This is a genomic window from Legionella drancourtii LLAP12, from assembly GCF_000162755.2.
Lineage (GTDB): Bacteria > Pseudomonadota > Gammaproteobacteria > Legionellales > Legionellaceae > Legionella > Legionella drancourtii.
In genome coordinates this window covers 10,058-25,156 of sequence record NZ_JH413811.1, presented here as the reverse complement: position 1 = coordinate 25,156, position 15,099 = coordinate 10,058, and the positions used below count along the sequence as shown (strand labels likewise).

Below are 15,099 nucleotides of genomic sequence, written 5' to 3'. Positions count from 1 at the left end.
CACCGAAAAACTATTTTAATAATATTCCTGAGGGACCATTAAATCCGCTGCCGTTAGAATCCCTACATGACGATAAAGCACCTGTGTTTAGATTAACGGAGCATACGGACACCTTATTGCTGGCAAAACGAGGAATATAAGCTCGTGTACCCATCGAGTTAAAGGCAAGATTGCCAAAGCCATCAAATTGCCCCCCCGTTACGGCGCACGAACTTAAATGGCCGCTGAGAAAATCAATTTGGCAAACACTGACCGTGTTATTGCCATTATTGGTTATGTAGGCAAATTGGCCAGAAGGGTGCAAGGTGATTCCTTCAGGAGCATTAAAGCCAAAAGTTATATCATCACAATTGAGTAAGCCGATATCGTCAATTGCGCATGAAGTTACAGAGCTGGTTATTAAGTTTGCTACATACGCTCTGGTGCCTAGGGCATTAAGTGTCATGTCTGAAGGAACATGAAAGCCGCTGCCTGAATTCGTACAGGCGTTACTTAATACGCCGGTAATGCTGTCAATTTGGCAGACGGAAACCGTATCATTTCCCGCATTAGAGACGTAGGCTAAAGTGCCGGAGGAATTAATTGAAATACCATCTGCACCATTAACTGGCCCACCGGTGGTATTGGCACAATTACTTAATGTCCCTGAGGTACTATCCACTTGGCAGAACGATACTGTTGATGCGGACATATTTGCGGCACTAATATTGGCTACATAAAGAAGCGTTTTATCTGGGTTAAGTGCAATTGCTTCAGGATTCACAAATGGACCTATTGTAATCGTTTGATTCGACGCAGTAATCGCACAATTAGTTAATGAACCATCCAGGCTACTTACATCACATAATGAAATGCTATTGCCAAGCCAGTTGGTGATATAGGCTTGCTGCGTTGGTATGGCCCCAATTACGGACACCGACAAGATATTTTCAGGTGCTGGTTGTGAGCACAAAAATGGGTCAGGATTATTATTACCAGGTCCTTGCGTTTTACATATTATCGGCCCACCACTGATGTTCGATGGAATTTGACTGCCATTAATTTGTAATGTGAGTAAACAAGACTGTTGAGGTGCTAATACAAAGGGATTAGTACAGCCTTCGCTAGTTTGGATAACTCCGGCAATAGGTTGCATCGTCAGTGTGCGTGTTACTCTTGTTTGATTGGTTACACTGTATTGCACTGTCTCTGAACTATTTGCGGGTAAGAGGAATGAGGTAGGTGTTGTGGGCGTGATATTAAAAACAGGTTTGCTTCCCGCGTGTAAATGATTAGCACTAGCAAGGGCAAGTAATCCAGCGCCCCAAATGGTTGGAATTATTTTTCTTTTGTTCATTGATTTGATCCTTAAATCATAACGTCATAGGAAATTAAATGATAATTATTAAGAAGGTTTAAAAGGGGGGGGCAAAGGCCAATGAGTAGCGTAAATCTTTTTCATTTAAATCTAATTCCTTTAGGGTCTGTTGACCTGTTTACTCTCTTGGCCAAAGCTAGCGAAATGTAAATAGACCTTAGTTACAGAGATATCATCTTATATCAGTAGTTTTTTTCACGGTCAATCATACAAGGCAATGGATAATAAGCCAATACAAAAATCATCGGATATTTTCATAAGAGAAAGTAATAACAGAAGGGCTTAAAGTGGAGACAGAAAATGTTAGTGGACAATATAGGTTTTTTATTTCAGCTTTAGGTAAGCTAGAAGAAAAGTTAGCGACACTCGACTTAGTCGAACGCGATGAGGCAGGTATTTTTAAACAGTTGGGCTCTATATAAAATAAAGGTACTGATGTGAAACGAATCATTGATGATGTTTTGATGGATTACTCATTAAATTATCAAGAGTTTGTGACACGATTCAGGCAAGATTATTAACTTTTTCATGACTCATATTATCACTTGTTTTCTCTCGAAGCCTTGCTAATTTTGACGCCAAGGCTTCGAGACAGGGCTAAGCACTTCCTCAGCTCGAATTAGTCGGGAGAGGTTATATAGTGCATCCACACTCGCGATCATCGAGTGCATCATTGAGTAAGGCAAGAGGGTATATTAAAAACATGGATGCTAAAGCCACACTCATCGCAAATGCTGCAAGTGTAAAAGTTATTGACGTAATGGTTGGTAAAATTGGGACAACGGTTGACAAAAAGATGCAAGCAGCAGCGCCTAAAACAAGGTCTTCTGTTTTCGCGGGTTTAGAGTTTACAAATGCGCGGAGTGTCAATAAGTAGGGACTTATTGCGAATGCGGCGCAGCCTACAAAGAAAGAGCCATAAGATACAGTTGCTTTACTTATCGCTGAACGTGTTGCTGACATAATATTCTCCAGATAGATTCGATGCCGTTTTGCGCAAAGTCTAATGAATAATTATTAAGGAAATATTAATAGAGACAATTTTTTAGCTGAGAAAAATTTATAATTTTTATGTTTGTTTATTGTTCATTTTGGTGGTCTGGCATTACTCTGGCTAAAAAATTTAATGGTTCTGCAATAATTTTTTTCTTTTCACTATGAGATAATTTTTTAATACAGCGTTCTACTTTCATTGCCTGAGCTTTGTTGCCATTAATTTGCCATGATTGAGCTATGCAAATTGGTTTAAAACTACGAGTGTATTTGCATTTTCCTGTTCCATTGACGTGTGATTGATAACGTTTATTGAGGTCATTTGTGTAGCCTGTGTAATATGTGTTGTTGCTGCAAAGTAAAATATAGACCCAATAATGCTTCTTGTCTGCTGTCATTATTTTCCCCTATGACTCCAATCTATGCGAAAGAATATATTATATAATTATAATCTAATAGAGATGAGTTGTTGTTTCTCGAGTGACTGTCATCAATCTTATAATGTAGTTTGATTTTATCCGATCCCAAACACTTGGGACATATTGCCAATAAACGACGCGTTACTCATGGTTGTAATTGTTGCTTACTATCAATAATGTGAGTAAATTTTAGGTTTATTTTGCTTGCGAATATACTAATTTTGAAATTCATTTTTTCCTAAAAAGAGTTTTTCCATCTTGTGTCCAAAAAAATTTCATGTTTTAAATGGTCAAGGCAGTTATTCAATTCAATTACCAAGCGGCTTTGTGTTATTCCTAAGTAGGCCATAAGACTACCTGTGCGATGCGCATCTTCAGTGCTCTTTATTGTGCTTTGTATGGTTGAAATGAGTTCAGCCGCATCTTTATAATATAGGTTGTGTTCTTGATGGGCTTCTTTTAAAGCGCTGAGTTTTTCTTTTATAAGTGCTACCGAAAAATTTCTTTGGGGTGCTTTACTAAAGAAAATAAATTTATTTCCATAACGCTCATATTGAGTAATATATTTATTAACACCATCACATAGTTTTGTTATTTTTTTTTCATAATATTTTACAGAATCAGATAGGAAATTATACGACTTAGGATCCTCAATGATGCGTACATCCATTAAATAGGGAATTGAGCTTGCTCTTAATCCCGCTTCATAAGCATTATTAGCTCTATCTAGATATTTTGCCTTGATTTTTGCGCTAAAAATGGCCGGCTTATCAAATTTATGCAAAGCCCGGCTTGAGTAACATGATGCTCGACTTTCGCTTATTATTGACTCTGTAGCCTCAGTATTCCTATACGGGGAGACTTGTATTCCTGTACCGTTATATTCCAAAGGATATCCAAAAATGTTGCCGTTAAGCCAATCATGAAGATAAAAAAATCCTCCGCCATGTACAATGGTAATCACTTCATCGCCATCTATGGGCTTTGTAAATTTCTCGCCCCAATGAGGGGCTTTTCCTCTTGTTCTGTTCATTTTTAGAACGTATTCTGACTTTGCGGGATCTTCGAGTTCTGTCAATTTTCGGTTTACCTTAACCCAATTTAAAAAGTCTTTAAATTCATTTATTACTTTATTTTTTAGTCGGGGGGAAGGTTGTTTTTGATAATAGTAAAGAGCGGATCTTAGTCCATTGTCTTCGTCAAAATAAGAAACAGAGTGTTTTTTGGAGAACAACGCATAAAGTAACATCATAAATAGATTCAAGTCGTCTTTTTGGGAAAAAATATCTAGAATATGATTGATTTTATGATCAATTTCTCCTTGTAGAATTTTTTCTACAGAGGTATTTGCAATTTCATCAATTATTTCATGTCGAGGGATTATAGGCAGGGAATAATTATTTTTTATATTAAAAAATTTAGAAAACATGATTTATTGAGCGTATTCAGCAATAATGATCTATGATTTTTAATTTTACAATAAGCAAAAACTATTTACCAGTATGTCCCATAATATCTCTTCACTGATTGAGATATTATGGGACCCGTGCGCAACGGCAGAGGGCATCGCAAGTCTATACTCCCCTGAAGACAAATTTTATCTTGTTCTGTGTTGGCATTACCAGGGCTGAAGTTGGTTGCCTAATTGTTGGTGCTCGTGCTCATTAAGAGGATTTTTATCCTTGATATAGATTTTATCTAGATTTCGCCTATCAACCCGCTCACCTTCTGAGGTAATCAAATGTGCCTCCATATTGTATATATGGAGTGTCACACTGCTACCTTCCCCTAAGTCTTTTCGACGTTTTAGTTGATGTACAAACGTATCCTTTAAATTATCGCTGTTGCTATGGAATCTATGGCGGTCAAACTGTGCAACACGCCGCGCTAAATTTTCTCTCGTAGGTTGGTAATACTTTTCAGATATAGGTCCTTCAAGAACAGTTACAGTACCCTTATATTTATGGTCATGAATTGATGTTTTTTGCCTTGGAGCAAACGCAAGAGCCCAGATTGAAAAAGGATTTGTTTTATCTGCATGATCATAGATGAGATATCTACCAATGCCGCTTGTTGTGATGATTGTTGAGTCTGCCGGTGTATAAACAGAATGATCTAGTGCTAATGTACCTTCTTCAAGTAATTTCGGTATTAAGCTGGAAACCGTATCATAGTTTATAACCTCCAACTTACTAATTGCTTCTGTAATGGCTTTACAATTCTTTTGCTTTATATGCTCAATTTCGGGCATTATCTTACTTCCTTTTTATCCTGTTGATAACTCATCTTTGTCATAGGTATAGCGAACTGAAATTAAAAAATCAACTCTATTAACTTAACGCCAGTTTCGGAGAAGCAATCAGAACAGTGCTTATTCCTCTCCGATCTGTTCGGGCTGATGAGGCGTATAGCGCCGCCTCGAAGCCTTCGCGCCAAGATTAGCGGCGTTTCGAGACAGCATAAATGCCTTCTCAGCGAACGGATCGAAGAAAAGTAAGTTTTTACTCAATCATTATCGCTCCTCTATAATTCTATGAATATAGTCAAATTTATAATCAATTAACTCTAGATAGTAAGACACTTTCGCGCTAAAATCCTAAGTTAATTTTTTTGAAGAGACACTTATGTTGGAAGTAAACCAAATTAGCCTTAATCTGGTGGATCTGGATAAGCGAGTAGAAGCGCTTCGGGGGTATCTTTGACTTTGAGACCAAGAATGAGCGCTTGGAAGAGGTTGTTCGTGAACTGGAGTCATCCACTGTTTGGAATAATCCTGAAGTAGCTCAGGCTTTAGGTCGTGAACGAACTCAGCTGGAAAATGTTGTTTTTACGTTAAGCGGCTTGAGTCAGTCTATTATTGATTTAACCGAATTATTTGAATTGGCGCGCGAAGAAAATGACGAGCAAGCCATTAATGAAATAGGTGCTGAATTAGAGACTATTGAGCAGAAAGTTGCTGATTTGGAATTCAGACGGATGTTTTCTGGACGGATGGATGGCTGCAATGCCTACTTAGACATTCAATCCGGTTCAGGTGGTACGGAGGCTCAGGATTGGGCAGAAATGTTGTTGCGTATGTATTTACGCTGGGGTGAGCAACATGGATTTACTACCGAACTTATCGAATGCTCACCGGGGGATGTTGCTGGTATTAAAAGTGCAACCATTTATTTTCAAGGCGAATATGCCTTTGGTTGGTTGCGTACGGAAACAGGGGTACATCGCTTAGTTCGCAAATCCCCCTTTGATTCTGGTAACCGGCGTCATACATCGTTTGCAGCGGTATTTATTTCCCCTGAAATTGATGACGACATTGAAATTGAAATTAATCCAGCCGATTTACGTATTGATACGTATCGCGCTTCTGGAGCGGGTGGTCAGCACGTTAACCGAACTGACTCTGCGGTGCGGATAACGCATGCTCCTAGTGGTATTGTTGTTCAGTGCCAGAACGACCGCAGTCAACATCGCAATAAAGATCAGGCAATGAAACAATTGCGTGCTAAATTGTATGAATTGGAAATGCAAAAGAAAAATGCTGAGCAGCAAGCATTGGAAGCCAGCAAATCAGACATAGGTTGGGGATCACAAATTCGTTCTTACGTATTGGATCAATCTCGTATTAAAGATCTGCGCACTGGTGTTGAGACGAGCAATACCCAAGCTGTATTGGATGGTGCATTGGATCAATTTATCGAAGCCAGTTTAAAGGCAGGAGTAGGGGTAGCATGACAGAAGAACAAGTAGAACATTTAGATGAAAGCGAAGTCTATCATATACGCAAACAAAAATTAGCAGAATTACGTTCTGGGGGTTTTAATTTTCCGAATGAATTTCGTCGTGAGCATTTAGCGGCTGATTTACTCAAAGCGTATGCTGAATTAGGAAAAGAAACTTTGGCGCAACAACAAGTTAAAGCATCTGTTGCGGGGCGTATTGTCTTAAGACGTATTATGGGGAAAGCCAGCTTCTTCCATATTCAAGATGTTTCAGGACGTATTCAAATTTACATTAGAGCAAATGACCTTCCTGAACTCTACGAACAATTCAAACACTGGGATTTGGGAGACATCGTTGGCGTTAGTGGGGAATTATTTAAAACCAATACTGGCGAATTAACCCTCAATGCAGAACATATTGAATTATTAACTAAATCCTTACGGCCTTTGCCTGATAAATTTCATGGCCTGGCCGATCAAGAAGTTAAATACCGTAAGCGTTATGTTGATTTGATTGCAAATGAGGACAGTCGTACGACATTCCTGATTCGTTCACGCTTAATTCAAGCGTTCAGACAATTCATGGATAAAAACCAGTTTTTGGAAGTTGAAACCCCAATGATGCACCCCATTCCTGGTGGTGCGGTAGCCCGTCCTTTTATTACGCATCATAACAGTCTGGACATGACGATGTATCTGCGTATTGCGCCTGAGCTTTATTTAAAGCGATTGGTTGTTGGTGGTTTTGAGCGGGTGTATGAAATTAATCGTAATTTCCGCAATGAAGGTATTTCTACACGCCATAATCCTGAATTTACTATGGTTGAATTTTATCAGGCTTATGCTGACTATAATGACTTGATGACGTTCACCGAGCAATTATTACAGTATTTATGTGATGTGGTTTTAGGGACTCGTCAGGTTGAATATCAAGGACAATCAATTGATTTTAATCAACCTTTTACACGCATGACAGTAAAAGAAGCCATTTTGCATTATCATCCGCAAATTAGTGCTCAACAGTTAGAAAGTGTTGCGGTATGCCGTCAGATTTTACAAGAAAAAGGATTTGCGTTTAAAGAAACCGATGGCTTAGGCAAGTTACAAATGATACTGTTTGAAGAAACTGTAGAACATCAATTGTTCCAGCCTACATTTATTACGGCGTATCCGACAGAAATATCACCTTTAGCCCGTCGTAGCGACAGCGATCCAGAAGTCACTGATCGTTTTGAGTTTTTCATTGCTGGTCGTGAAATTGCTAATGGATTTTCAGAGTTGAATGATGCTGAAGATCAAGCAGAACGTTTCCGTAAGCAAGTGGAAGAAAAAGATGCCGGTGATCTTGAAGCCATGCATTATGACAGCGATTACATTGAAGCTTTAGAATATGGATTGCCGCCTACTGCAGGTGAAGGGATTGGCATAGATCGATTGGTCATGTTATTTACGAACTCTCAATCGATTCGTGACGTGATTTTATTCCCACATTTGCGGCAATAATTTTGCAATCCCTTTGTTAGGTAGGGTATTGAAGTCCATGAACAATAATTTTTTTTCGAGAGAAAAAGAGACTTCAGACCCTACTGCTTTTTATCAGGTGATTTATGTCGGTTGGTGAATTTCAAAAAGCAGTTACATACATAAAAGAAACCCAGGACATAGCTTTATTTGCAACAATGGCCGATGCACGGTGGTATTCTGCATTTGGCGCATCGCCTTTATTTTTTGTTATGCTTCCTTTTATTGGTCTTTTATTAACGATTAATGCGTTAATCAATGCTTATCGCCTTAGTAAGGCGCATAATCAAAATTTGGATCAGTGGTTTGGTTTTGTTGTCTCTGCACTTTGTGCTGTTTTAGGCAGTGTGTCGCTTTATGGCGCAGCAATTTCTGTTTTTTGGGGCGTTAGCTTTGCTGCTGGTCCGTGGTTCTTTTTTAGCAGTTTAATGGTGGCCAGTCTTCACCAAATTATGATGGTGGGTATTAATTTTCATAGAGCTTATGAAGCTTTGCAAGGAAGTTCTCAGCGCATGCACCATCTTCAAGCCGCGTTAAATAATTTGTTTATTCTTGGTTTATTATTTGCAGCTGTTGGTTCGGTTCTGTTTGTGATGCTATTTCCTAGTGTTGCGCCATTAGTTGGTGTGGGTTGTGCTATGGTCGCGGTTACTTTTACTGGCTTGGATATTTTATGGCGAATTGTTCCCCATAATTGGAAATTAGCCATTAAAGGTTTTTTGAATCTGGGCAAGCCCGAATTGGTGCAGGATGATGCCTGGATGTCAAAACAAGAAGTACAATTTTACCTTGATAAAACTCAGGAAAAAAATCCTAATCATCATCGCTTATTTACGCGTTTTGACTACAGTGCGAAAGTAAGAGAAATGGATGTGGAGTGTGCACAGGACTATTTAGATGAAATTATTTCTAGAAAAATAGCGTCTTTTGGAAAATTAACTCTGGATGAAAAAGCACAGCATAAAGTGTCCGTGTTAGAAATATTGCGTGATACATTAGTTGATTTTAAGTCTTCCAAAAAAGATCTATTAAAGGATTATCCCTTAGCATTTCAAAGTTTTTGGGCTGAAAAGGGCGATGTAGAGCAAATATTTGACGCAGTTTTAGTCTGTCAAGAAAAATGCCAACAAGCAAACCTTGCTGATGTAACGAACAGCATGGTTAATCCATAATGAACAGTACATTTTGTACTGCTTCAGCTCACGAGGGGTTGTTGACATTTCTACTATCTTGGCCAAAATAGGCTGATTTTGGCTCAAGCGAGCGAAATGTCAATAGACTCTAGAAAGTGCAGAAAATTGGTTAATTATATTCTGTTTTTTCTTTTTTTGATCAAAAGAAAGGCGATATGCGTTTTTTATTTCTATACTTAAGGTAATTATGCCTTGTTTGGGAATGAATCATGCCTAACGAATTTATCCGACAACGAATCCATGATGTAAATATTGAGAAATATCCCCAGTCCTTTGAACCCCATCAAGGTTCTTTGACGGTTGGTGATCTTCACGGCAACCCGGTTAAATTACTTTATTCCTTAATACGTCACAATGCATTTAAATTTAAAGAAGGAATAGATCCTGAACAAGCTTATGATGAGTTTGTAACGCTTTACAATGAGAGTGGAAACATAACGACTATTAATGGTAACAATCAGGAAGAGATTGGCTCAAAGATAAGATCTTTAGAGATATCCATTCAGCGAGCAGTAGAAGGAAATAAAACAAGCACAAGTTTTCCGCCGCTAAGCATTTTACTCGAAAAAATAGGAACCAGTTCTGCTGATTTAAGTAGCGAGGGTGTTGCCCATATTAATAAACTCATTGACGAGAAAATTCAGCAAGTAATTCCGGCTGAGAGTACGCTTGCGACAGAGATTGCTTCTTTAAATTTAAAGCTCAAAGAAAATTCTGACGATCCACTGGTAACAGAATGGACAGAAAAACTTGAGATCTTAACTGACTTGCAAAAAGCACAAATAAGAATTGCATCTGTAAGCAAAGATCAAGCGGAAGTTGCTGTACAAAAAGAAAATATTGAAAAATTAAATGCCCAGGTAAAAGCAAATTTTCCTGCTATTATTGATCGCTTTAATGCATTTTTAGATAAGTTGGAAGTTGACCGTAAACCTGGACTAATTCGCTTAATTGGTGATGAATTGGCTGATCGAGGCAAAAATGATTATTTTATGCTGGCCTTTATGAATTATCTTAAAAAAAAGGATGTAAATTTTAAAATTACTATTTCTAATCACAGTAATGAATTTATTACCTTCAATGAGGGTGTTCAAAGTGATGTTGTAAGTTCCTATGATCGGCCTTCATTAGCGGGATTAAAACTTTTGTTGGATAATGGCATTGTTTCAAAAGCGACGATGGATGGCTGGGTTAATAATGCGTACACGCCTAATTTGAAAGCCATTGACTACCAACTTGCAGATGGAAATCCACCAACCATACGACTGTTTACCCATGCACCAGTTCGGTTTGATATTATTGAAAAAATTGCAAATAAACTTGGAGTGGGCTATCAGGAAGGAACTGCTAATGCTCTAGCACAGACGATTGATTCCATTAACGCTGCATTGGCTGAGCATATTCAAGCTGGTACTATTCATACCCTATGCACTATATCACCAGACATCGATCCTGCGGGTTTAAGCCCACAAGAAATAGAAGCGCATCCTTTGGTCTACTTGATTTGGAATCGTTGGAATCCTACGGTTGATCAAGATGAAACAGCTAGGCCTGCTGAAATGAAAGGATTTTTTGATGTAACACGTTATAATCTGGAGTATTACCATGGACATGACGGTGCTTTTAGTAAGTCCCCTCATGTTTTTAATTTGGATAATGGTATTGGTAAAAATAAAGTGTCTGACGATGTTCTCATGGAGCAACTTAAAGGGGCCGAAGAAGAACTTGAGAAAAGTGAACGCCAGCTGGTGAACATTGATACTAAGCTTGCTAGCGGGGAACTAACTCAAGAGGTGGCGGATACTCAGAAACAACACGTACAAAAAAATATAAATATTTATCGGGCTGCCATTGATGCTTTTCATTACACTGCTTTTTCAGCGGATACGAATGGTTTAGCTGCGCCAACACGTAGTTTTGTGGACAGGATTCCTGGCTTCAATGCGGTTAGAGCGTTTTTCGCCGATGTTTCTAAAGCTATTGCACCAAATAATGCGACAACAACTGCTCTTCTACCGCAAAGAAGAACGGTTAATGTCACCGATGTCCATGATTCAACACATCAGGATACCAAGAGCGAGTCTGCTGTGAATTTGGTTGTCAAACAAACAACAGCACAAAAAGCACAAGGGTGGTTTAATGCCGCAGTAGGAACGATGGCTAATACCGCCAGACAATTCGCTAGTGTTGTAAGAGAACAGGTATTATCCCGAACTGATCCTAATTATAAAGCAAAACAGGAATTCTCTGCCGCAATGGTTCTTATAAGCACAGATGTTGGGCAATATAATGTAGCTAAGGATGAGCTTAAATTATATGAAGGCGGAGCAAGAAAATATACTGTCGAAGAAGTAAAAGCTTATATGCAAAAAATGATTGCTGCGGCTGCAAATTTGAAAAAGATGGAAATTCCTGCCGGTGTCGACGATATAGCAAAAAAATATCAAGGCGATCCAAATACAAATAATAGGAACCTATGGAGTAATTACCAAGATGGTATGCGGATTCGCCGCGGCGCGGATAGCTATGATGCCTTATTTGATAGAATAGGTGTGAAATTAAAGGGGCAATTGGATGTAGAGCAACTTTTAGCCCAAGAAACTGCAAAACAACAACATGTTGATACACCTATGCGTCATACTAGCCAGAATGAGCCTGCTGAGAATTTAGCGGCTCAACAAACAATGGCGCAAAAAGCACAAGGCTGGTTTAATGTTGCAATAGCAACGATAAGCAAAACTGCTAAACAATTTGCCAGTGCAGTACGCGAAGAAGTTTTATCTCGAACTGATCCTGACTACAAAGCAAAACAGGAATTTTCAGAAGCGATGATTCATATAAACCGAGAGGTTGGTAAGTATAATGCGGCTGCGGATAGGCTTAAGTTGTATGTGGGGGGAGCGCATAAACGGAGTGTCGAAGAGGTAAACGCTGACATGCAAATAATGACAGCGGCCGTTGCCAATTTGAAAAAGCTAGAAATACCCGCTAGAGCGGAAGATATAGCGGAGCACTATAAATTAGATGCAAAAAATAAGATAGGCTGGAGTAATTACAAAGAATGCATGATGATTAGAGACGGAATTAAAACACCTGAAAACTTATTTAAGGATATACGCGAGAAGTTAAACCCACAACCGTATGCACATGCCTGGCCAAAATCGCAATCTCATGAACACCACACCCTGGCAGTAAATAATCATTCAGTTGCTGAAAATAAAGTATTAACTCAGGAAAGCAAAAAGAAATTGCATGATGATTTGCCAAGAGAACAAGGCGAAATTGATACAGAAAGGGAAGGGCAAAGACAACATCTTTAAATAATGTGCGTTTTCGCTTCGTTCGGTGAGCTAAGGTTGTACTTGATCTCTTATGCGAAATTGATGTTAATATATGGAAAACGTATAAAAGAGAGCTATTATGCCTAAACCTTTTACTTATCGGGCGGTTACTGCAAATTGTGGTAATGATACTCTTGGCACCGAAGCAAGTGCGCAAATTGTTCATTTACTTATTGACGGTGAGGGGGTAGATTTTATCGTAATCAACTGCCAAGAAGTTGATTTTGAAAAAACAAGGCTACAGTTAGAACGTCTAGTCAAGGAAAAAGGTTATTGTGTTAAGTGCCTGGCGACAATGGTTACTCATACTAAGCCTTCAACCCAATTTCATTCGAATACTGGAATTGCTACTTATGTCCTCCATAAATCCGATTTGACTTTTCAAACTGAGTCAGCAATAGCGGCTAGGCGTAATGGTAAACGTTTTAGTGGCAGTGGTTATAATAAAGGGGGCATGGTTACTGATTTTACAATAACAAGAAATGAGGGGGAGCCTGAGGAAGAGCGTATTAAGATACAATCTATTAGTGGTCATTTAGATTCAAATAACAGCAATAAACGTAATGATGATTGGGCTAATCTACATAGGGCCAGCTCAAAAGAAAAAGTCGAGTCTTGGGAGGCTCTTGTCTTAGTATGTCCTAATTTAAAAATTTCCGGTTATGATGCAAATACTCGCGATAAGTTAGAAGGGGATTATGCCATTAATTTATTGATGGATAGACCTGATGCTCCTGAAGTACAGGCCTTTCATAAAGCGCCTTTTGCCGACCGGCATTTTAGCTCTGAGGTGACTTACAGTAAATTAGGTAAGGACTCAATTGAAGATTCCAAACGTCGTGGTTACGCAAAGCAGGGAATGCTCGATTATGTGGGGATTGCTGATGGTAACGAGCCCAATGAAACGATAACTACAGAGCATGTTATTAACATTGGCATGGAGGATTCTACGGAAAGAGACCATGCGGTACTTGTTAGTCCTCCGCAAGAATACAGTGTAGCAAAGCCCGAATTTGAGGTAGTTAAGGGCCAAATTGCTTCGCGCCTTCATCATGCGGCGCCGAAATTAGCCGAAGAAATTCGTCATTTGAGTGAAGATGAACAAAGTAAACATCAATTGGTACGTATCTATAATACCTATTTAAGTACTAATGGTTTATTAAATAAAGCAATAGCACTACAGACACCGAAATTAGAACTCTTAAATCGTTTAGCCGGGGCCGAATTCTTAACGAGCGATGAAGTAAAGAAACAACTTGCAGATACTTTATTTAAAAACACAAATTGGTGTGAAGGCGCACCAGAAACATTGGTTACAAAACAGCATCTAACACAAGTTTTAATTGAGTCCTTATCTTGTTGCCAACATGAACCAGGAATTAAGGCTCGTCTTAACTGGTATTGCGAATTAGAGGCAAAAATAAATGAGAATCCTCACCTTGATCCCGTGCATGAGTTTAAAGAACGAGCTATTACTGAATACATTGAAGCGCGAGGGAAATTTGTCAATGCGTTGCAGCATTATGAACATCGGGATGAGCCCTTACGCAAGAATTTCCAAGAAACAGGCGCCAATGTTTTAGCACATATTGATTCAATAGTTACTCCAGATTCTGAGGTGATGAGTCAACAATACGTTGGTATAAAGAGTCTTGATCAGTTAACTCGAATTGCCGGTGCGTGCCAGCGCGCTTGCGAAGAGATTCATTCCAGAAAAGATCTTATCCCTCAGATTACGCGAGAATTAGGTGCTCTTTCTCAAGAGTCTTCAGGTAGAGCATCTACTGTATGGAATGCTTTAAGTAGTGCCTTAAACGCATTTATTCAGGCTGTTGCAGCAATTGTTGGTATAAACCTCCCCAAAACGCCAAATATCGCGAGCAAGGGGGGGCGTTTAGCTAATTCGATTTCAGATTATAAATCAGTATTACAGGACTTGCATACAGAGCCTGCAGCCGGTAATTCGCTTCTGGAAGTGCCCGAAGTAGCACGCGATGAAGAACAAAAGCCACCAACAAATCTTTAATAAGAATGAATTTATCTGAACGAATAGTTTTTTACGCTTATTGTATCAAGGCATGTACACGATTTTATCGTAATAAAATTATTTAAATATCAAAAGGTTATTCCCTGTCAATATAAGATTGGTCATTTTTTTATCCATTTCTGAAAAAATGGATAATGCAGTTTATTGCAACAGCTGTGCTATTTAAGAAATTGACCACGGATATGCACTATGTATAATACGAACACTTCGTGTTATTTTTTTTGGTGTTTAGATATATGGCAAGTAATGCTCTGGTGGTAGCTAATCCTGAGATGCTTCAGGAACTTTTTAATACGCCAAGCATTCTAGAAGAACAGAGTTTTCTCAACTTGTCTTCTGAAGTGATTGTTAATTTAATGGATGAGCTAAATGGCGACTCGCTCTATTGGGCTGTCCGGAATTTGCTTTGCCGTAAGCATGAAGAAGACCGGGGTTGGCAAATTAAATGTCTGAAAAAATTAGGGTGTGTTGACATTTTGTCGTTAACATATTGAAAAATATGAGGCAAA

At 38.8% G+C, this 15,099-nt stretch carries 12 protein-coding genes; 7 read left to right on the top strand and 5 right to left on the bottom strand.

The annotated features are described in order from the left end of the window. Positions 1 to 10: 10 nt before the first annotated feature. Positions 11 to 1,336 carry a lactonase family protein gene (locus LDG_RS05410; protein WP_006870179.1) on the bottom strand — a complete coding sequence of 442 codons (1,326 nt, stop codon included), beginning with the start codon at positions 1,334 to 1,336 and terminating at the stop codon, positions 11 to 13. A gap of 308 nt (positions 1,337 to 1,644) precedes the next feature. Here LDG_RS05410 and LDG_RS20490 point away from each other — a divergent pair, with 308 nt between their 5' ends. Further along, positions 1,645 to 1,779 carry a hypothetical protein gene (locus tag LDG_RS20490; protein ID WP_006870178.1) on the top strand — a complete coding sequence of 45 codons (135 nt, stop codon included), beginning with the start codon at positions 1,645 to 1,647 and terminating at the stop codon, positions 1,777 to 1,779. Positions 1,780 to 1,990: 211 nt separating this feature from the next. On the opposite strand, the gene LDG_RS05405 is transcribed toward LDG_RS20490, so the two are convergent. The 4 genes from LDG_RS05405 to LDG_RS05390 form a co-directional block, all read right to left on the bottom strand. Further along, positions 1,991 to 2,320: a hypothetical protein gene (locus LDG_RS05405; RefSeq protein WP_006870177.1), complete on the bottom strand. Its 330-nt coding sequence runs from the start codon at positions 2,318 to 2,320 to the stop codon at positions 1,991 to 1,993. 116 nt (positions 2,321 to 2,436) lie between these two features. Further along, on the bottom strand, positions 2,437 to 2,748 hold the full coding sequence (locus tag LDG_RS05400) for a GIY-YIG nuclease family protein (RefSeq protein WP_040534624.1): 312 nt from the start codon (positions 2,746 to 2,748) through the stop codon (positions 2,437 to 2,439). 259 nt (positions 2,749 to 3,007) lie between these two features. Next, positions 3,008 to 4,198: a hypothetical protein gene (locus LDG_RS05395; protein WP_006870175.1), complete on the bottom strand. Its 1,191-nt coding sequence runs from the start codon at positions 4,196 to 4,198 to the stop codon at positions 3,008 to 3,010. A 189-nt stretch (positions 4,199 to 4,387) separates the two neighbouring features. Then, a complete protein-coding gene (locus LDG_RS05390; RefSeq protein ID WP_006870174.1) occupies positions 4,388 to 5,020 on the bottom strand; it encodes a cupin domain-containing protein in 633 nt (210 codons plus the stop codon). Between the two features lie 373 nt (positions 5,021 to 5,393). On the opposite strand from LDG_RS05390, the gene prfB reads away from it, so the two are divergent. The 6 genes from prfB to LDG_RS05360 all read left to right on the top strand — a co-directional run bounded on the left by prfB (position 5,394) and on the right by LDG_RS05360 (position 15,084). Then, a protein-coding gene (prfB, locus tag LDG_RS05385; protein WP_148263516.1) for a peptide chain release factor 2 occupies positions 5,394 to 6,501 on the top strand; the annotation gives its coding sequence in 2 pieces (ribosomal slippage) (positions 5,394 to 5,468 and positions 5,470 to 6,501; 1,107 coding nt in all). Beyond that, positions 6,498 to 7,991, top strand: a complete 1,494-nt coding sequence (gene lysS, locus LDG_RS05380; RefSeq protein WP_006870172.1) for a lysine--tRNA ligase — start codon at positions 6,498 to 6,500, stop codon at positions 7,989 to 7,991. The genes prfB and lysS overlap by 4 nt, the downstream gene beginning before the upstream one ends. Before the next feature lie 104 nt (positions 7,992 to 8,095). Beyond that, positions 8,096 to 9,181, top strand: coding sequence for a hypothetical protein (locus LDG_RS05375; protein WP_006870171.1), 1,086 nt, complete (start codon positions 8,096 to 8,098; stop codon positions 9,179 to 9,181). 230 nt (positions 9,182 to 9,411) lie between these two features. Next, positions 9,412 to 12,522: a hypothetical protein gene (locus LDG_RS05370; protein ID WP_006870170.1), complete on the top strand. Its 3,111-nt coding sequence runs from the start codon at positions 9,412 to 9,414 to the stop codon at positions 12,520 to 12,522. Between the two features lie 100 nt (positions 12,523 to 12,622). Further along, on the top strand, positions 12,623 to 14,569 hold the full coding sequence (locus LDG_RS05365; protein ID WP_006870169.1) for a hypothetical protein: 1,947 nt from the start codon (positions 12,623 to 12,625) through the stop codon (positions 14,567 to 14,569). Between the two features lie 257 nt (positions 14,570 to 14,826). After that, a complete protein-coding gene (locus LDG_RS05360) occupies positions 14,827 to 15,084 on the top strand; it encodes a hypothetical protein (protein ID WP_006870168.1) in 258 nt (85 codons plus the stop codon). The last annotated feature ends 15 nt before the right edge of the window (positions 15,085 to 15,099 follow it).